Raw genomic sequence first — 19,683 nt, 5'->3', positions numbered from 1 at the left:
ATTTGGACCTGCGGAAGCCATCGGATCTGTCACTTTTCTTTCTTTGCATCAAACTAAAGCATCGCTACATCGCCGCCGGCGAGCCGCTGCGGCTTTTTTTGGATCAGGGCAGACGCGCACCGGGAGTTGCTTTCGGCAATTTGCTTTTTAAGAATTGGCCAGCAACTTACTCCGGGGTTTATGAATCATCGTCGGTCGAGCCCTTGCTGCAAGTTGCAGATTTCTTGGCGTTTTGCATAAATCGGCTAACACATTTGGGAATGAAGGGAACTCGAACCCAGACAGATATGTGGTTCATAGAAACTCTGATGGCGATGAATATAATCAGTGAAGACCTTTCGTTGGCGGCGCTACCGAGCAATTTCACCGTGTCGGAATTTGATAAAGTTCACAAAGCGGATCGGAAAAGAAAAGGTCTAGAGGATTGATGTTACGCATTTTTAAACTCTGTATGAGGTGCTTTGCGCAGCCGACTATTGCGGATATCAGTAACGATGTTAGTCCCCGCTTTCGTCAGTTCTTTGATCTAACCGCTTGACAGTCTGCGCCAAATGCCGGGCCTCCTGCATCAAGTTGGCATCTTGGCGTAAATCGGTAATATGGCAGGCGGAATTCGGTGTCCGAGCAGGAGCCGGGGGCATCTGCAGATCGTAACGCGACAGCCCTTCCGTCGTGAGCCTTTGGCTCGTGATTAATGCTCGGATATCGCGTGCCCGGCGCCCGAACAAAGTGTAATACCTCCCGATGCTCTCAACAGGCTCTGCCACATACCGCTTGTCATTCTCGACCGGATCGTTGTTCCTCGACGAATCGATCCTTCTGGCGCGTATGTATCAGGACCGGTCCGACTGGTCGCATGTGGCCGAGCAGGCACTGCAGTCCCTGTCCTTCCGGACTCAAAGTTCGGGCCGGCGCACTGTCCGGGAGATCATTGCCCGGCTCCGGTCGTTGCAAGCGGATGAGCTGGAGCTTTTCACGCGGTGCAGCAGGCATGAACAGGGTCATCTCCTATGGCTGGCGATCTGCCGCACCTACGATTTTATCGCTGATTTCGCATCGGAAGTTCTCCAGGAGCGATATGCCAGGTTCCAGGAGGAGCTTGCATACGACCACTTCGATTCCTTCTTCGACGCTAAGGCGGAATGGCACCCCGAACTGGCGGAACTGAAACCTTCCACCCGCGCTAAGCTTCGTCAGGTCCTGTTTCGAATGCTGCGTGAGGCAGATCTCGTTTCGCCGTCCGGAAAGATCATGAGGACCCTGCTCTCCCCTGCCCTGCAGGACTTGATCGTCGCACACGATCCCACGGAGTTGCGCTTCTTTCCCGGCGCATCCGGGTTGCCCGCATGAAGTTCCGCGAACTGGCGTCACCGAAACAGCGTTTCGAACACCTCGTGAAGGTGATTTCGAGCGAGCGGTTTCTCAAACGGCAAGGATTGGGGAACGAGGTTCCCTTTTTCATATGCCCGTATGCCCCTGAAGAGGCTGCTTCTATGGAGCACCAGCGCGGCCAGCTGATCAACCAGCTTGCCAACCGCGGTGTCGTCATCCTGGAGGTCAGCCTCTACGACCTGGCCATCGACTTGCTGAAACAACGGGGAATTTGGGAGCAGGTTCTCGAGCTGGAACCTTCGGCGACGAAGGCAGAACTGAAGGAATTGCTCCAGGGAGTCCTGGATCCGGAAGCCCATCTTGTGCCGGAGATCGGCCGTAGGATCGAGTCCCAGGATCATGCGGTGCTGTTCCTATCCGGTGTGGGCGAGGTCTTTCCCTACATTCGGTCCCACAACGTGCTGAACAATCTTCAGAGCACGGCCAAGGAAAAGCCCACGGTCATGTTCTTTCCCGGCCGATACACGCAGAGCCTTGAAACCGGAGCGTCTCTCGACCTCTTCGGGCTGCTGCACGACGACAAGTATTACCGGGCATTCAATATCTTTCACTACGAGGTGTGACGGGGATGGCGATCAATCTGAAGGATATCTTCGAGAAGCCTGTCGACCGCGCGATTGAGGGGGTCATCAAGGCCGATGACGAGGCGAGCCTCCGCCAGGAGCTGGAGGAGTACGTTATCACCAACGAGGTCGAGAAGCGCCTGGAGCATTTTCTCGACGCCTATAACAACTACGAAACGGCGAACGGCGTCTGGATTTCCGGCTTCTTCGGTTCCGGCAAGTCGCACTTGCTGAAGATGCTCGCCCTGGTCCTTGAGAACAGGGTGGTCGACGGAACTCCCGCGCTGGACATCTTCCTGCAGAAATCCGTCGAGAACGAAATCCTCAGCGCCGACCTGAAGCGAGCCGTTGCGATTCCTTCGAAGAGCATTCTTTTCAACATCGACCAGAAGGCGGACGTCATCACCAAGACCCAGATCGACGCCCTGCTGGCGGTGTTCCAAAAGGTCTTCGATGAGATGTGCGGCTACTATGGCAAACAGGGCCACGTCGCCCAGTTTGAGCGCGATCTCGACAGCCGAGGCCAATATGCGGGTTTCAAGGACGCCTACCAGCGTATTGCCGGAAAGACATGGGAGCGCGGCCGGGAACAGGCGCTACTGGAAGGGCCGAGCATCACGAAAGCCTATGCGGAAGCAAGCGGTGCCGACGCGGCGTCTGCCGAGGGAATCCTTGGGAAGTACCGTGCCGACTACAAGGTTTCGATCGAGGATTTCGCCCAACAGGTGAAGCAGTACATCGACCGGCAGGAACCGCAGTTCCGATTGAATTTCTTCGTCGACGAGGTCGGCCAGTACATCGCGGACAACGTCAAGCTGATGACCAACCTCCAGACGATCGCGGAAAGCCTGAACACCAAGTGCCGTGGCCGGGCCTGGATCGTTGTCACGGCACAGCAGGAAATCCGCGCCGTGATCGGCGAGCTGACCCAGCGCCAGGAAAACGACTTCTCGAAGATCCAGGCGCGTTTCGCCAACCGGATGTCCCTGACCAGCGCCAACGCCGACGAAGTCATCCAGAGGCGGCTCCTGAAGAAGACCGAGGATGGGGTGACCGCGCTGTCGGACCTCTTCCATGAGCAGTCAGGCAACTTCAAAACCTTGTTCGACTTCTCGGATGGCTCGATCCACTTCCGGAACTTCGCCGACCGAGATCATTTCATCCAGAGCTATCCCTTTATTCCCTACCAGTACGCGCTGTTTCAGATGTCCATCCAGGCATTGTCGGAGCACGGCGCCTTCGAGGGACGGCACAGCTCCGTCGGCGAAAGGTCGATGCTGGGCGTCTTCCAAGACGTTGCGGTGCATATTGCCGATCTCGAACTTGGCGGCATTGCCCCGTTCGACATGATGTTCGAGGGCATTCGTTCGGCGCTGAAGTCCGGGGTGCAGCAATCGATCCAGATCGCCGAGCGAAACCTGGACAATCCGTTCGCAGTGCGCGTCCTGAAGGCCCTTTTCCTCGTTAAATACGTCCGGCCCTTCAAGCCAACGCCCCGCAACATCTGCATCCTGCTCCTGCGGCGGTTCGACGAAGATCTGACCCTGCTGAGGAAGCTGGTGGAGGAAGCCGTCAGCGTCCTCGAGCGGCAGACCTACATCCAGCGGAATGGCGAGCTGTTCGAGTTCCTGACCGATGAGGAAAAGGACATCGAGCAGGAGATCAAGGCGGTCGAGGTCGACTTGACCGAGGTCGCTCACGAATTCGAGCAGCTGGTGTTTGACGGGATCGTCAAATCGCGAAAGCTCCGCCACGAGTCGACTGGCCACGACTATCCCTATGCACGGCGCTTGGATGACCGGCTGAGCGGTCGCGACCACGAGCTTTCCATCAACCTCTACACGCCCTTCCACGAGCAGGTGGGGAATCCCGACGCGATCAAGATGCAGAGCATGTCGCGCGACGAGCTTGCGGTCGTGCTGAAGCCCGATGACCGACTGATGACCGACATCATGATGTACAAGCGGACGGAAAAGTATGTCCGCCAGAACCGGGCGACTGCGCTGCAGCCCAGCGTCGAGCGGATCATCGGCGACAAGGGAGCACAGAACGCCCAGCGACACCGTGACCTGACCAGCCGACTGAAGGCGCTGCTGTCGGAAGCCCGGCTCTTCGTCCGGGGCGAGGAGATCGACATCCGCGCCGAGGATGCTCAGCTCCGGATCATTAAGGCCTTCCAGGTTCTCGTCGACAAGGTGCACGTCAATCTCGGCATGCTCCGGGGTGTTCAGTACTCAGAGAACGACCTCGGCAGGTTCCTGAAGCAGGCGGAAGACGGGCTGTTCGGAAACGATGCTGCGGGGCTGAGCGAAGCTGAGCAGGAAATCCAGAACATCATCCAAGCCAATAGCCGCACTGGCGTCCGGACCACGGTGAAGGCCGTCACGGAAAAGTTCGAGCGCAAGCCTTATGGCTGGCCCTATGCGGCGGTCCTCTGCAACCTTGCCAGCCTCTTCGCCCGCGGCAAGATCGAGGCTCGCGCCGACGGAAACCTGCTCGAAGGGCCGGCGCTCGAGCGAACGCTGAAGAACACGCAGGCCCACGGCAACATCGTCTTGGAACCGCAGGTAGAGTTCTCGCAGGCCCAGCTGCGCCAGCTGAAGGAATTCTATTCGGAGTTCTTCGACACGCAGCCGTCAGGAACCGACGCGCGCGTCATCGGCAAGGAGGCTGCCGACGCCTTCCAGCAGGCCGTACAGGAGATCCAGGGTTATCTGGCCCAGAGGGACCGATACCCCTTCCTGGCGGCGATGGAACCCGCTCTTGAATCCTTAAAGCCCGCGACCGGGAAACCTTACGGCTGGTACGTGACCGACCTCCCTAAACAGGTCGATTCCTTGCTCGACATAAAAGAGGACGTTCTCGATCCTGTCCGGAAGTTCATGAAAGGTGCCCAACGTGGCATTTACGACGACGCTCGGCGGTTCCTTCGCGAGCAGGAGGCGAACCTTGCCTATGTCGGCGGTGTCGAGGCACGAGCCATACAGGGAGTCCTTGATGACCCTGCCTGCTTCCGGAACAACAACATCCAGCAGCTCAAGGCCGGCCTGGATCGCACCCGCGGCATCGTCGAAGATCGCCTGGAGCAGGAGCGGACCGCTGCCGTCCAGGAGGTCGGGGAGCTCGTCTCGAAGCTGAAAGGACTTCCGCAGCTGGCCGCCCTGCCTGAAAACGAGCGCCTACGTATCCTTTCGGAGGCCGAGGCAGGCTTGGCGCCTCTTCGCACGGCCACGCTCATCGCCGTGGTGCGGGAGCGGGCCAGCGACTTCCGGACCAGGCTGTACCCAGAGCTTCTCGCCCGGGCAACCTCTCCGTCCAGGCAGGTGCCAGCCGAGGCTGCGGAGGATGACGATCGTGGCGCAGCCAAGGGATTTGAGGACGGTCCGCGCGCGAAAATCGAGCCCCCGGTGACATTCATCGCACACACGTCCCTGTCCGTCCCGTTCGACAAGGCATTTCTTGAGACCGAGGACGACGTCGATTCCTTTCTCGTATCCATGCGCAAATCGCTGCTCGCCGAAATCCGGAGTGGCAAGAGGATTACTGTCTGATGGACGCCACGACGCCTCAAAAGCTCGACACGTCCGGTCTGAAGAAGTTCGCCCAGGCAGCGCGCCGGACGCTCATGCAGCAAGTCGCGACCAAGCTCGATCACGTGCTCGCCGACGGCAGTGCGGCGCGTCGAGAGAATCCGAACGCGGTGAAGGAACTCAAGGGTCAGGTCGCCACGCACGGGAAGGAGCAGGTGATCGAGCGTGTTGCCTACACGTGGTTCAATCGCTTCTCGGCCCTGCGTTTCATGGACGTGAACGGCTACACGCGCATCGGCGTGCTGTCGCCCGGCGAAGGGCAGACGAGACCGGAGATACTTGCCGAGGCTGCGGCCGGCCACATCGACGATGACGTGCCGGAAGGCGTCCGCCAGGAGGTTGCCGCGCTGCTCGACGGCCGCAGGCCGAGCCGCGATCCGCAGGGTGAGGCCTATCGCCTACTCCTCGTAGCCACGTGCAACCAGTGGCATCAGACGATGCCGTTCCTGTTCGAGAAGATCGCGGACTATACCGAGCTGCTGATGCCGGAGGATCTGCTTTCCTCGGACAGCATCCTCGCCCGCATGCGCGAAGTGATGACGGCGGAAGCATGTCGCGACGTCGAAATCATCGGCTGGCTCTACCAGTTCTATATCTCGGAGAAGAAGGACCAGGTCTTCGCCGGGCTGAAGAAGAACCAGAAGATCACGCCGGAAAACATCCCCGCCGCCACGCAGCTGTTCACGCCGCACTGGATCGTCCGCTACCTGGTCGAGAACTCGCTCGGCCGACTGTGGATGCTCAACCGCCCAGCCTCGAAGCTGGCCGCGCGGATGGACTACTACATCGCTCCCGAAGAGCCGGAGGAAGATTTCCTGCATGTTTCGTCGCCCGAAGAGATCAGAGTCTGCGATCCAGCCTGCGGCTCGGGCCACATGCTGACCTATGCTTTCGACCTGCTCTACGCGATCTACGAGGAAGAGGGCCATGACCCCGCTGAGATCCCCGAGAAGATCCTGACCCACAACCTCTACGGTATTGAGATCGACGAGCGCGCCGGCGCCCTGGCGGCCTTCGCACTGGTGATGAAGGCGATGGGAAGGCGGAAACGGTTCCTGCGGCGGCCGGTGCAGCCAAACATCTGCGTGCTGGAGAATGCTTCTTTCGAGCCTGCGGAGCTGGCGGAATACACCGCGACGGTGGGACGCGACCTATTCACCGCCGACCTGTGCGACACTCTCAGTCAGTTTGCCGAAGCCAAGAACTTCGGCTCACTGATTGTGCCGAAGCTGAGAGACATTTCCGAAGTCGTTCGGTTGATCGCCACGAAGGACTTCGAGAGCAACCTGTTCCTGCGCGATGTGCATTCCCGTGTCCAGGCAATTCTGCGTATGGCTGACTTCTTGAGCCCAAAATACCAAGTGGTTGTGACTAATCCTCCATACAAGAAGAAAGCCGATCTGAACGACCAGCTACAGGATTGGCTTGAGCGTGAATTTTCAGACGCTAAGTATGATTTATATCAAGCTTTCATCTTGAGAAACATCAAGCTCGCACAGACTTCTGGTTATGTTTCCATGATCACCATGCAGGGTTGGATGTTTGCGCCGAGATATGAATCCCTTCGATCAATTATCTTGTCCACTTCGGTGGTGTCGTCGATGGCGCAGCTGGGGGAGCGGGCTTTTGACTCAATTGGCGGCGAAGTCGTCTCAACTACAGCTTTCGTACTATTGAATCGACGCCTTCGAGATCACAATGGACAGTTCATCAAGCTGACAGACGGACAGAATGAAGCGGAAAAAGATTCCGCCCTTCTCTCCGCAGTGAAATCGACTCAAAGCACACTCCGGTTTCGCGCGAGCGAGAGTGACTTTCGAAAGATTCCAGGGCAACCCTTGGTCTTCTGGGCCTCCGAAAAAGTCCGCCGCGCGTTCGACGAGGAAGAGTCTATCTCGCAGTCGATCGTAACGCGAGAAGGTCTTACGACTGGCAGCAACGCAATATTCCTCAGGGAATGGTTCGAGGTGGAGGTTGAGAACGCTGGATTCGGTATCATCAGTTCTGAAGTTGCTCAGCAATCGAGGAAACGGTGGTTCCCCTATGTAAAGGGAGGTGGGTCTCGGCGCTGGTATGGGAATCTTGAACACTTCGTGAATTGGTATGACGACGGAGCTGAACTGAAAAACTTCAGAGATGGGAAAACCGGACGAGTGCGGTCACACAACTACAATGGAGAGTATGGATTCAGAGCGGGGTTCACATGGTCGGGCATTTCAGGCAATGACTTCGCCATCAGGGATGTTCCTTCCGGGTTCATGTTCGACGCAAAGGGGCCGATGGGATTCAACAACAATGGCGTCTCCATTGAACTCGTCGAGGGTTTTCTGAATAGCAGGGTAAGCAGCTTTTTACTTCGAATGCTTGCCCCAACGCTAGATTTCAAGCTCACCCATGTACTTAGCTTACCCCTAAGGGAGGTAAGCGACTCGAAGCTCGAAGACCGAGTTATTGTTAGTATTGCCTTAGCTAAATCCGACTGGGACGCCTACGAGACTTCTTGGGATTTCACTCTGCTTCCGGTGCTCTCGCCCGAGCATTGCCAAGCGACGCTGGCTGAGACCTATGCCCAGGTCCGGACCCACTGGCAGGGAATGACCGAAAAAATGAGGCGGCTGGAGGAAGAGAACAATCGAGTTTTCATCGACGCCTACGGCCTGCAGGACGAACTCACCCCCGAGGTACCGATCGAAGAAATCACCCTCACCTGCAACCCTGCCTATCGCTATGGCGGCGCTAGGTCCGAGTCCGAACTCGAGAACGCCTTGCGCTCCGACACCATGCGCGAGTTCCTGTCCTACGCCGTTGGATGCATGTTCGGCCGCTACAGCCTCGATGCCCCCGGCCTGATCCTCGCTAACCAGGGCGAAGGATTTGAGGACTATTTGAAGCGCGTTCCGGAGCCGAAATTCTCCCCGGACAAGGACAATGTGATCCCCATCCTCGATGGCGACTGGTTCCCTGACGATATGGCAGACGGCTTCCGCCGCTTCCTACGCACGACCTTCGGCGAAAGGCGTTTTTCCGATAACCTAGCCTTCATCGAGACAGCGCTGGGAAAGGACATCCGCCGCTTCTTCCTGCGCGACTTCTACGACGACCATGTCCGCCGCTATAAGAAGCGCCCGATCTACTGGCTGTTCTCCAGCCCCAGAGGCACGTTCAACGCGCTGATCTATATGCACCGCTATCGCGCCGATACGGTGAGCACGGTGCTAGATTACCTTCGGGAGTTCCGCCGCAAGCTGGACGCGCACCGAAGCCAATTGGAGGCCATCAGCACCAGCTCGGCATCCACCCAGGCCGAGAAGGTCAAGGCGCTCAAGGAGATCGAGAGCGTCAGCCGAGACATCGATGAACTGGACGTCTACGAGCGGGACGTCCTATATCCTCTGGCAACGCAACGCATTGAAATCGATCTCGATGATGGCGTGAAGGTCAACTATGCGAAATTTGGCGCGGCATTGAAGCCGATCAAGGGGCTGGCAGCCGAGGAAGAGTAGTCATGGAAGTCCGTAAGCTGCACCTTCAAAATTTTCGCGGCGTGACTGTCCTCGACCTTGAGCTCAATCCCCGGCTGAACGTGTTTGTGGGTGTGAACGGATCCGGAAAGTCGTCCGTCCTCGATGCGCTTTCTGTGTTGCTGTCCTGGTTCACCAGTCGCGTCAGCAATCCTCGCGGCTCGGGAAAGCCGATCGCCGAACTCGACATCCGGAATGACACGAGCCATGCCGAGCTAGCTATCGGATGCGACCACGATGGTCAGTTCATCAGGTGGGCCATAGCGAAGTCGCGAAAGGGACGCGTCTCGGAGGGACGCTCGGAGTTTGGCATGCTCAACGAGCTGACGCGGGGCGTTCAGCAGGAGATCACCGATTCAGAGGGTGCTGTGAACGTTCCCCTGCTTGTCTACTATCCGGTGAACCGTGCGGTCATCGATGTCCCTCTCCGAATCCGTCAGAGGCATAGTTTCGATCTGTTGTCAGCCTATGACGAGGCCCTGACGAGCGCCTCGAACTTCCGGCGCTTCTTTGAATGGTTCAGGGAGCGGGAAGACCTCGAAAACGAAAACCTTCGTGACGCCATCCAACAAAATAGCCATCGAGCGCCTTCCTCCGGAGACCCGCATCTCAACGCGGTCAGGCGCGCTATTACGATGTTCATGCCAGATTTTGCCAATCCCCGGGTGCGTCGGAACCCGTTGCGCATGGAAGTGGACAAGCAAGGGGGCACTCTAAGCGTTTCCCAGCTTTCGGGCGGCGAGAAATGCCTGATGGCGATGATAGGCGACTTGGCGCGCCGGCTGGCGATTGCAAATCCAACCATGAGCGATCCACTTGGCGGTGAAGGCGTCGTCCTTATTGATGAACTCGACCTCCACCTCCACCCCCAGTGGCAACGCATGCTTGTCCCGAAGCTCACGGAGGTATTCCCGAAGTGCCAGTTCATCGCATCGACCCATTCACCTCAAATCATCACCCATGTTCACCCGGAAAGCCTTTTCCTCATCCGCAACGAGGGCACGAAGATGTGGGTGGAAAAACCCGCGGAGTCTTACGGGAAGAGTGCGAACCGTATTCTGGAGGATCTGATGGGCCTGGAGACAACCCGACCGACCGAAGTTTCCCGGGGCCTGGAGACGGTCTTCAATTTCATTAATGACGGTCAGCTCGACCAAGCTCGAGGTCTCATTGCCGAGCTGAAAACCGAGATCGGTCCCGACCCTGAACTCGACCGCGCCTCGGTGCTCATCAAACGGAAAGAGCTCATCCGGAAATGAAGTTCGTCGAAAAAAGGGAAGAGCCGGATGAGTTCGTTTCTTGGAAGGAAAAAGCAAACGACGATTGGACGCCGACCTATGGTATCTTAGCAGGCCCGCCAAAGCAGGCGGTGCATCAAGCCCTATTGGCTGAACAGGGCTGGATATGTTGCTACTGTGAATCCCAGATCGACGAGAACGACTCTCACATCGAGCACCTGCGACCGCAAAGTGACCCGACGGTCGACGCTCTCGATTTTTCCAATATGCTGTGCTCGTGCCAACGCGATACCCGTAAGGGGGAGCCGCTCCATTGTGGCAACGCGAAAGGCGATTGGTACGACGCAGATCTATTTGTCGTGCCAATTGATCCGGCATGCGAGGAGCGTTTCGAGTACACGGGCGACGGCAGGATCCTGCCGTCTCAACAAGCGGCTGTTGCCGCCGCCGAGACGATAGACAAACTCGCGCTCGACATACGCAAGCTGAATGCTCGACGCGTCGAAGCGATGGCTCCCTTCCTCGATGAAGACTTGGCGGAAGACGAGTTGCGCCGCTTTGTCACCGGATATCTGGCGAAGGGTCAGGATGGGCGGTTTAACCCGTTCTGGACCACGATCAGGCACATGTTCGGGGGCCTTCAGAATTGACCATTGCACGCATAGCCGCCAGCCTCGCCAGCCAGTTCGAAAAGCACCGCATCGTCTTCTGGTATGACGCGGAGCACAGCTTCCGCGACGCCTTTCAGGCCGTGTCGATTCCTGGCGTAGAGAAGGTCGAGATCGCCAACAACGAATTCGGCCTTAAGCACCGAATCCTTCGCGAGGCGCCGAAACAAAAGTTCTTTCTTTACAAGGAAGGATCGGAGCCGGACCGGATCGAAAACTGGCTGCTGGATGTGCAACTGGCCAATGGCGAGTTCCGGATGGACCAGGTTTCAAACTGGCTGTCGGAACTGGGTCTCGGCATCTCCTTCTCGGACCTCGTCCGCAAGCATGAGGAGTTCTTCCGCGCGGCAAAGCGCATCGAGCAGCTAAAGCGACTGCTCAGGCCGGACGACACGGCAAGTGCCCTCCGCCTGAAGATGCTGGCGGTCTGCGCCAACGCGGATCCGACCTTCGACGCAGTGGCCGAAAACCTGCTGGCCGAGCACGCCGAGAAGAAGGACGACAGGCTACGGCTGATAACCCGTTTCGCCCTGGATGAATTCTTGTGGGAGCAGATGGACCGGCACTACGGTTATCGCGCCAAGGATCCGTCTATTCCCGATTTCGCGATCGAGCTGTTCAAGTCCTGCTATGCCTTTGGTGTCCGGTCGGATGCGCGCCTCTCCTCCGAGGCGCTGGTGTTCTTTCGGCGGTGGAAGAACAACCGCAACACGGCCGAATCTTTCGAAACGCTCTCGGCGGAATACGAGGAGGCACTCGTCATTCCGACCGATCTCGCCAAGCGCGATTTCCGGACGCTGATGGAACTCGATTATTTCCGCGAGATCGACCGGGAAATCATCCGGAACCTGGTTCGAGAGGTAGGTGCCCAGACGGTGCCCCATGCCGACGTGGTCAGCTGGATACGCCAGCGACGCCAGAGCCACTGGTATCAGGAATTCGCCGACCTCTATCAGGCGCTAGGACATGCTGCGGATTTCCTGCAGTCCGTCGCCCAGGCGACGCTGAACATGGAGTCCTTGTCGGACGGGGCTCGGCGGTACGCCCAGTCATGGTTCCGCATCGACCAGCTCTATCGCCAGTTCGTCTTCTACATGCAGCGTTCCGCACAGGCCTCGTTGATGGGGGACTTGTTCAAAAGGATCGAGAACCTCTACGTCAACACGTACCTCCTCAAGCTCAACAACCGCTGGCAGGAACACATAGATGTAGCTGACCATTGGGAAGCGCCGCCGATCATGCGCCAGCGAGAATTCTACGCGTCGCAAGTCGCCCCCTATAGGCGAAAGGACCTAAAGCTTTGCGTCGTGGTTTCCGATGCCATGCGTTACGAGGTCGGAGAAGAGCTGCTCGGCCGCATTCGGAGCCTCGACCGCTACGATGCCGAGATCGAGCCGGCACTGGCGTCGCTTCCGAGCTATACGCAACTCGGGATGGCATCGTTGCTGCCCAACGAGCAAATCCGGATCGCCGACGACGACACAGGAGTCGTCCTGGTCGACGGCATAAGCTCCCAAGGACTTGTGAACCGACGGAAGATCCTTGAGAGAGGCCGCGCCGGCGACCGGGTTGCCGCCCTGAAGGCCGAAGAAGTGATGGCCATGAAAGGCGACGAGGCACGGACCCTGCTGCGCGATCACGACGTCGTCTACATCTACCACAACCGCATAGATGCGGCCGGAGACAAGATGGTCTCGGAGGAGCGGGTCTTCGAGGCAGTCGAAGACTCCCTCGACGAGCTCGTCAAGCTCGTCAAGAAGCTGACGGCGGCGAATGCCAGCAATCTCGTTCTGACCGCCGATCACGGCTTCATCTACCAGCACCGTCCCATCGAGGAGAGCGACTTCTCAGGAGCCGAGGTTATCGGCGATACGCTCCTGTTCAAGGATCGCCGTTTCGTGCTGGGCAAAGGACTCGCCGCGCAATCCGGTCTCCGGAAGTTCGAGCCCGCCGCCCTCGGTCTCGAGGGCGACGTCGAGGTGCTCATCCCGAAATCGATCAACCGCCTGCGCCTCAAAGGTTCTGGCAGCCGCTATGTACATGGCGGCGCCTCCCTGCAGGAAGTCATCATCCCCGTCCTGAAGATCAACAAGAAGCGGCAGAGCGACCTGTCTGCGGTCGAGGTCGAGATCGTCGCCAGCTCGAACAAGACGATAACCTCCGCCCAGATTTCCGTGCTTTTCTATCAGTCGACCCCGGTCACCGAGAAGGCACAGCCGCGGCGGCTGCGGGCGGGCATCTACAGCGGTGCCGGCGAGCTGATTTCCGACAGCCACGATCTCCTGTTTGACTTCCCTTCCGAGAATCCCAGAGAGAGGGAAATGCCAGTTCGATTCCTGCTGTCGAAGAAGGCTGACAATTTCAACGGACAGGAAATCGTGCTGAAGCTCGAGGAGCAGCACGCTGGAACGTCCCACTTCAAGGAATACCGGAGCATGCGCTATCTGTTGCGCCGGAGCTTCACAAGCGACTTCGACTTCTGAGGAGCGGGCGATTGAACGAGCTGGATACGAAAATCAATGCGGCCTTCCCGGGTCTGGTGGTCCGAAAGGACCTGGTCAAGGCAGTCAAGGGGAACGCAATCGTTCCAACATATGTCCTGGAATACCTTCTCGGTCAGTACTGCGCGACCAGTGACGAGGCTTCGATCCAGTCCGGCATCGAGACGGTCAAGGAGATCTTGCGCAAGCACTATGTCCACCGGAACGAGGCAGGACTCGTCCGCTCGAACGTTCGGGAGAAGGGCCGCTACAAGGTCATCGACAAGATCAGCGTTGCATTGAACGACAAGAACGATGCCTACGAGGCGGAATTCGCGAACCTCGGCATCAAGAAGGTCGTTGTCGATTCCGGAACGGTGAAGTCCCACCCCAAGCTGCTGGTGGCCGGAGTTTGGTGCATCGCGGATGTCGAATATGAGCACACCGAGGACAAAGCCGTCTCGCCATGGATTCTCGGCACCCTTAAGCCGATCCAGCTCTCCCATTTCGACTACGAAGCCTATCTGAAGGCTCGCCAGGAATTCACGACCTACGAGTGGATCGACCTTCTGATCCAGAGCATAGGTTTCGACCCGGAGATGTTTGGGAAACGCAGCAAGCTGATCCAGCTGATGCGGCTCATCCCGTTCGTCGAGCGCAACTACAACCTCATCGAGCTCGGGCCGAAGGGGACGGGAAAGTCACACATCTATTCGGAATTCTCACCTCACGGAATTCTGATCTCGGGTGGCGAGGTGACCGTGCCCAAGCTGTTCGTGAACAACCAGTCCGGCAAGCTCGGGCTCGTGGGATATTGGGACGTCGTCGCGTTCGACGAGTTCGCCGGGCGGCAAAAGCGGGTGGACAAGTCGCTTGTCGACATCATGAAAAACTACATGGCGAACAAGACATTCTCCCGAGGTGTGGAGACGCTGGGCGCCGAGGCCTCAATGGTGTTCGTTGGAAACACGAAGCACAACGTCCCCTACATGCTCAAGCACACGGACCTCTTCGAGGAGGTTCCGGAGAAATACTACGACTCGGCGTTCATCGACCGCCTCCACGCCTACATACCCGGCTGGGAGGTGGACGTGATCCGCGGAGAAATGTTCTCCAACGGCTATGGATTCGTCGTCGACTATCTCGCCGAAATCCTGCGGCACCTCAGAAGCGACGACTATTCCGATCGCTACAAGGACTTGTTTCGGCTATCCTCGGCCATCTCGACCCGCGACCGCGACGGGATCAACAAGACCTTCTCCGGCCTGATGAAGATCCTTTTCCCGGGCGGTGGCGCCTCGCCCGACGAAATCGAAGAGCTTCTCAGGCTCTCTATTGAAGGAAGGAAACGCGTCAAAGATCAGTTGATGCGGATCGATACGACCTATCCCGCCATCGATTTTTCCTACTTCGCCGAAGGAGAGCGGAAGCTTGCCGTCACCACACTCGAGGAAGACGAGTACCCGACCTACTATCACCGCCGGGGAAGCACCGCGGCGCAACCGGGAGATCCGACGGACGTCCGGAAAGATGCGCCATCCGGGAACAGCGTTTCCTCAGCCAGTAAGGCTGAAGGAGACCTCGATGGAGCGCGTGAGGGCCATCGCGTATTCAGCGAAAACCAGAAGGGCATCTCCTTTGACCTGCTCTTTGGTTCCTACGTCAAGGGCGCGGGCAAGATCACTGTCACCGACCCCTACATCCGTCTCTTCTACCAGGTGCGGAACCTAATGGAGTTTATCGAGACGGTCGTGAAGCACAAGGCGCCCGAGGACGAGGTGGACGTGCACCTCGTGACGGCGCGTGACGACCTTAAAGCGGATCAACAAAAGGCAAATCTGCTCTCAATCGAGGAGTCGTGCCTCGGTTCGGGGGTAAATTTCACCTGGGAGTTCGACGCTACCGGAACCATCCATGCGCGGCACATAGTGACGGACACGGGCTGGAAAATCTCCCTCGACCGAGGCCTCGACATCTTCCAGCATTACGAGATGAACGACGCGTTCAGCCTGTCGAACCGGCTTCAGCAGTTCCGGTCCGCCAAAGCGTTTGAAGTGACGTACATGCGTGAGGCTAGAGCGAACAAGCTCTAGAACAGATGATATTTCCGTGCCGGCGCCGGCTCCGAAATTAGCGTTCCGGCGCCTTCACCTGATACGACGTTACGATGTTGCCTCCTACCCCTTCAACGGCTCCGCCGCGAATTTCGCGGGTCGTCAGTTTGTTAAGGAGCCGCCCAAATTTGGCGTGAAAATGCATACAGGATCTTTCCCCGATCGGATATTTCGTCTTCTGACCACCTGTCTTTTCTAACGAAATCCTTGGTTAGCATTAAGATGGATTGATCCTCGAATTCCTGCCGCTTTTTGCTGAACGCTAGATTGCTAACGCCGCTATTGAAGGATTGGGTAACAAGCGTGAGATTGCCGAGCGTATGTTTGATCCGGTTACGGCGTACGATCTGCCCCACGGCAGATTCGTTCTCAAGGACCGCAAAGAACGCCTGGTTGAAATCTGCCTCAGTCGGCTGCACTTCGCTAACCATTGGCCAATGCTGACGCCATTGTTGAGGCAGGATATGCTCGACGGTAAGCGTCTCGGGGAGAGATTGGTGTTCCTGCTTCTTGCCGCGCTTGGCTAGCTCTATCTCGGACAGTAGCGTTCGAAGGCGTGCTGGCCCAAGCGTCGTGTAGAGAGGTTTGGTTCCGATGGCATTCTCGAATTCCGCATCTTGCGGAAAGCGGCCACTCTCTGATGTTAAGCTGAGCAGATATGCACGCAGATTCTCGTAACTCCATCCCTTCTTGTCCATGTCTGCGACAACCATAAGAAACAGGTTGTTGTAGTTCTTAGAGGTCAGCCCGCATACCGCCCGGCGCACGATTAGGGATAGAACAAGGTCAAGGGATGCCTGCTTTTCGGTTTCGCCCATATTGCTTGACCACAGGCGAAGGAGCAGGGGATTGATCGTTGTGACATCCCACGGCCGAAGCCTGGCGGAAAACACGGCCAAGGGTGAGCCCGAGGTCCGTTCGACAATGTCGCGATATACCTTGCCGTACGCTTCAAGGTCCTGGATCTCGGCCTGCACGTTCGCGTACCGGGGAACCGTGCTGTTGCGAGCCGGTCTCAGGAACGCTTTGTATTCGGAGAAAAGTTTGGAGATAGTGACATCGCCGGCCATTTTCCCTGCGATAAAGTTGGCAATGAAGAACTCGATACGCTGCTTCTTATAGCGACCTTGCTTCTCCATCACACTCCAGAACGGAGCCTCAAAGGGTTTCCAATGTCGCTTGAACAGAACCTCCGCATTCTCCCCGCGCGCATCGGCTCGCTGAAATATGTTGTTGCGGACTAAATCAGCCGCCAGCAAAGGCTCTCCGCGGTCATTCAAGGTTTCAAAGATGACCTGTGCGTCATCGCCTTCGTCCAGGACGATCTCGACAACTTTGAATTCCTCCAGCAGCGATTGCCAAATTGCGTCGAGCTTGAGTTCCTTTGGTATGCCATCCTCGCTTGCAGGGGCGGTCGTGTTCTCGACCTCGGGGGCCTCCACCAGATCGTCGTGAAGATCATCTGTCTCGACAGAGTGCTTGATGCGATCGTAGAAATATCCGTATGCGCGGAGCATCGACGGCGTCGTGTTGTATTCCTTGACTTGGTCCCTACTGGAATTCGCGTACCACTGATCCGCGTAGGCCTTCTTTAGCGCCGCGCGGTCCTTCGACGCTATGATGTCAACGAAGAGCTTTCGGTTCGATTCTGTGGGCCAAACTTTGTAGATTTCGATATCAGCGTCCTCCATGAGTTGGGGGTCGCTATTCAGTACGTAGCGCGTGATATTGCCGACAGTAGTTTCGTGACCGATCGATTGAGCGTAGTGGCGCGCCGCTGTCAAAAACAGTTGGAACGTTGTTAGCCGTTGCTGACCGTCCACCACTTGAAAGGAGGGAACCTGCTTTACCGAAGGCTTTGCCCGGCTTTCCAAGACAACCGCGCCCATGAAGTGAGAGAAGCGTCGTTCCCGTCCGGCCAGCCGCTCAATGGCCTTTGTCCTAATGTCCTGCCAGAAAGGCTCCCACTGCTTCTCGCGATTCCAGACATAGTGACGCTGGTAAATTGGAACGCAGTATCGATTCCGATTTTGCAGCAATGTGCCGATTTCAACAGGTCCTGCCTTCATTTTTTCCTCCCGACTTAGGCTGCTATACAAGGTGGCGAAGTGGGACCCGCACGGAACCGTGTCTCTGGTCGACTTTCCCACAGATCAATCCCTCAGAGCAATTAGGAGTGCCAATTGGGAAATTTCTTATTTGGAACGGATCTCAGCCGCGAAATTCGGTCTATTCTTGCTGAGAAAGGAGCGAAGTGCGCCGTCGCTTTTTGGGGACGTGGGTGCGAGAGCTGGGTAATCGGGCTCGACTGCAAGGTCGTCGCCACCTTGCGCATGGGTGGCACAAATCCGCGCGCTTTGCGCAACGTACGAGCTGAAATAAGGCAATGCGACACGCTTCATGCGAAGGTGTACATCGGCCGAAATCGCGCAGTAGTAACGTCTGCAAATGCTTCGATCAACGGGCTTGCCCTTCAAGGGTTAGAACAGGCGAGCTGGATCGAGGCAGGCATTCTCGTCGAGGATCTTCGCGACATCCGGAATTTGATGACCTATGGTCCAATAGCTCGAAGCCGATCACTGACCCAGATTGGAACGAAGCAGAGCGGCTATGGGATATGCGAGCGATATCTTACAAGCCATCGGTCGCAAGTTTCGCTGACTTTGATATTGGCGCTGAAGAGTTGCCAATCGTGTCATTTGTCGGCGATGACGAGGAATGGACTACAAATGAGAAGGCCATCGAAGACGCGTTGGGGGGAAAAGGCGTAGAACTAAATCGCCGAGTGGAAGAGGGGTTTTGGGTAGTCCACGATGATGACAGACCTGTCCTCGCAAACCGCTGGCTGCTGGTGTGGCAGAGACTATCGTCCGGACAACCAAGCAAACGCGCGCCTTGGTTTCTCCAGTTGAGCGGCATCGTGGTAACAGGGGGGTTCAGCTGGGCTTCCGACGGCTTACCACAAAATGTTGTATTGGCTTCTGAGACTGTCAGTCCGCCTCCGTTCAACCCTCGGGAACTTCGTTTCCGGAAAGCCTTCGACAAGGTACTCAGGAGCCCTGTGTTTTCGGACCTACGTGACAACGATGTTCCTGGAGAAGCGTGGCACTTTCACCGCCAGCAAAAAACCCGACAATTCTGGTCAGCTGTTAAACAAGAGTATTTGAGCGCGGTATAACATAGCCAAAGTCGCCGACATTGTCGGCATGCTCCCGCATGGCCTAGCGGCGTTCATTTGCTAGTTTTCGTCCCGATGAACCTCAGTCGATCGAATAGACGGTCGAAACAAGATTCGCCCATTTCGTCCGATCAAGTGGGTCCCCCCACTTTCCCTCCATCTGAGCCATTTTCGGGTCCATGCTTCCCGAAATATTCAGATGCCTGGCACGCCTTGCCCAAACTTCTAGCATCAGGACAAAGCCATCGGGGTTCCTGAGCGGATCAGTGCGGCCAGCGAGGTTTAAATCGGCGGGTCACGGTAGCGGTTAGTGTCGTTGCAAGCCAGGAGGCGAGCGGCACCTGCGATCAACGAGTTCGCGATAGCCTGGAACCCAATCGGCTTCGAATGACTTGTTCGTGGTTAGCTCTCGAAGGGAGAACCCATTGCCCGCACCTGACGAAATGGATGTCGTCCTCGAAAAGCTGCCTTTGAGGATCGGCGCCTACGTGCCCGACGACTTGCTGGAAGACTGGTTCGCGCCGGGAACGGGCATGAACCCGGTCAGCAAGGAAGCGCTGGCGGCCGCCAAGGCTTACGGATGGCGCTTCGAATGCGAGTTCAAGCACTATCCCGAACGGATGGAGGGCGTGTTCTGGAAGTGGGTGCCGGCAATCTGATCCGCGCCATGCGGCCCAGACTCCTTGGCGCTTCGGTGATCGAGATTTTCGCGAACGTGATCGCTGTCCTGACCGCCTCAGCCTATCGGCGTCGTCACCTTTCCGGTTCCGCCGCATTCGGGGCAGGTGCGGCCGTCGATCATGCCTGTCCCGGCGCAGCGGTGACAAATTTTCTCGCCGACGCCGGCAATGCCTGCCGCGTCGGCATTGGCTTGCCCAAATTGCTCGGGTTTGCCTCGCAGCTTGCCTCGCAACCGGGCGACGGTCTCGTCGACTTCAA

Annotated in this window: 13 protein-coding genes; 12 read left to right on the top strand and 1 reads right to left on the bottom strand. The window is 57.4% G+C overall.

The features are described from left to right. The 9 genes from EOB36_RS34505 to brxL form a co-directional block, all read left to right on the top strand. Positions 1-428: hypothetical protein (locus EOB36_RS34505; protein ID WP_164897634.1), on the top strand; the 428-nt coding region annotated here is incomplete at its 5' end. Between the two features lie 316 nt (positions 429-744). Then, a complete protein-coding gene (locus EOB36_RS28020) occupies positions 745-1,350 on the top strand; it encodes a DUF1819 family protein (protein ID WP_281035502.1) in 606 nt (201 codons plus the stop codon). Continuing rightward, positions 1,347-1,955, top strand: coding sequence for a DUF1788 domain-containing protein (locus EOB36_RS28015; RefSeq protein WP_128286159.1), 609 nt, complete (start codon positions 1,347-1,349; stop codon positions 1,953-1,955). Before EOB36_RS28020 ends, EOB36_RS28015 begins: the two co-directional genes overlap by 4 nt. Before the next feature lie 5 nt (positions 1,956-1,960). After that, complete coding sequence (brxC, locus tag EOB36_RS28010) at positions 1,961-5,506, top strand: BREX system P-loop protein BrxC (protein WP_128286158.1); 3,546 nt, start codon at positions 1,961-1,963, stop codon at positions 5,504-5,506. Continuing rightward, positions 5,506-9,048, top strand: coding sequence for a BREX-1 system adenine-specific DNA-methyltransferase PglX (gene pglX / locus EOB36_RS28005; RefSeq protein ID WP_128286157.1), 3,543 nt, complete (start codon positions 5,506-5,508; stop codon positions 9,046-9,048). The genes brxC and pglX overlap by 1 nt, the downstream gene beginning before the upstream one ends. 2 nt (positions 9,049-9,050) lie before the next feature. Continuing rightward, the gene (locus EOB36_RS28000) at positions 9,051-10,325 is read left to right on the top strand and encodes an AAA family ATPase (protein ID WP_128286156.1); all 1,275 of its coding nucleotides are present in this window, start codon (positions 9,051-9,053) and stop codon (positions 10,323-10,325) included. After that, positions 10,322-10,954, top strand: a complete 633-nt coding sequence (locus EOB36_RS27995; protein WP_128286155.1) for a retron system putative HNH endonuclease — start codon at positions 10,322-10,324, stop codon at positions 10,952-10,954. The genes EOB36_RS28000 and EOB36_RS27995 overlap by 4 nt, the downstream gene beginning before the upstream one ends. Next, entirely contained in the window at positions 10,951-13,455 is a 2,505-nt protein-coding gene (gene pglZ / locus EOB36_RS27990) for a BREX-1 system phosphatase PglZ type A (protein ID WP_206637218.1), read from the top strand. Before EOB36_RS27995 ends, pglZ begins: the two co-directional genes overlap by 4 nt. An 11-nt stretch (positions 13,456-13,466) precedes the next feature. Then, the gene (brxL, locus tag EOB36_RS27985) at positions 13,467-15,545 is read left to right on the top strand and encodes a BREX system Lon protease-like protein BrxL (protein WP_128286154.1); all 2,079 of its coding nucleotides are present in this window, start codon (positions 13,467-13,469) and stop codon (positions 15,543-15,545) included. 131 nt (positions 15,546-15,676) lie between these two features. On the opposite strand, the gene EOB36_RS27980 is transcribed toward brxL, so the two are convergent. Then, complete coding sequence (locus tag EOB36_RS27980; protein ID WP_128286153.1) at positions 15,677-17,635, bottom strand: DUF262 domain-containing protein; 1,959 nt, start codon at positions 17,633-17,635, stop codon at positions 15,677-15,679. 548 nt (positions 17,636-18,183) lie between these two features. Between EOB36_RS27980 and EOB36_RS27975 the strand changes: the two genes are divergently transcribed. The 3 genes from EOB36_RS27975 to EOB36_RS34755 all read left to right on the top strand — a co-directional run. Further along, positions 18,184-18,744, top strand: coding sequence for a hypothetical protein (locus EOB36_RS27975; protein WP_128286152.1), 561 nt, complete (start codon positions 18,184-18,186; stop codon positions 18,742-18,744). Between the two features lie 425 nt (positions 18,745-19,169). Continuing rightward, positions 19,170-19,403, top strand: coding sequence for a hypothetical protein (locus EOB36_RS27970; protein ID WP_128286151.1), 234 nt, complete (start codon positions 19,170-19,172; stop codon positions 19,401-19,403). Positions 19,404-19,411: 8 nt separating this feature from the next. After that, a partial coding sequence (locus tag EOB36_RS34755) for a hypothetical protein (protein ID WP_206637217.1) occupies positions 19,412-19,683 on the top strand: 272 nt, incomplete at its 3' end.

This window comes from Mesorhizobium sp. M6A.T.Cr.TU.017.01.1.1 (assembly GCF_004023115.1).
In the GTDB taxonomy this organism is placed as follows: Bacteria; Pseudomonadota; Alphaproteobacteria; order Rhizobiales; family Rhizobiaceae; genus Mesorhizobium; species Mesorhizobium mediterraneum.
The sequence above is the reverse complement of the archived record's forward strand: the minus strand, read 5'-3'. Positions and strand labels throughout refer to the sequence as shown.

Excerpts from the sequence above, each read along its gene's own strand:
- EOB36_RS28020 (WP_281035502.1), top strand. The coding sequence starts at position 745 with ATGCTCTCAACAGGCTCTGCCACATACCGCTTGTCATTCTCGACCGGA.
- EOB36_RS28000 (WP_128286156.1), top strand. The coding sequence starts at position 9,051 with ATGGAAGTCCGTAAGCTGCACCTTCAAAATTTTCGCGGCGTGACTGTC.
- EOB36_RS27995 (WP_128286155.1), top strand. The coding sequence starts at position 10,322 with ATGAAGTTCGTCGAAAAAAGGGAAGAGCCGGATGAGTTCGTTTCTTGG.
- pglX (WP_128286157.1), top strand. The coding sequence starts at position 5,506 with ATGGACGCCACGACGCCTCAAAAGCTCGACACGTCCGGTCTGAAGAAG.
- EOB36_RS27980 (WP_128286153.1), bottom strand. The coding sequence starts at position 17,635 with ATGAAGGCAGGACCTGTTGAAATCGGCACATTGCTGCAAAATCGGAAT.
- EOB36_RS28015 (WP_128286159.1), top strand. The coding sequence starts at position 1,347 with ATGAAGTTCCGCGAACTGGCGTCACCGAAACAGCGTTTCGAACACCTC.
- brxC (WP_128286158.1), top strand. The coding sequence starts at position 1,961 with ATGGCGATCAATCTGAAGGATATCTTCGAGAAGCCTGTCGACCGCGCG.
- EOB36_RS27975 (WP_128286152.1), top strand. The coding sequence starts at position 18,184 with ATGCGAGCGATATCTTACAAGCCATCGGTCGCAAGTTTCGCTGACTTT.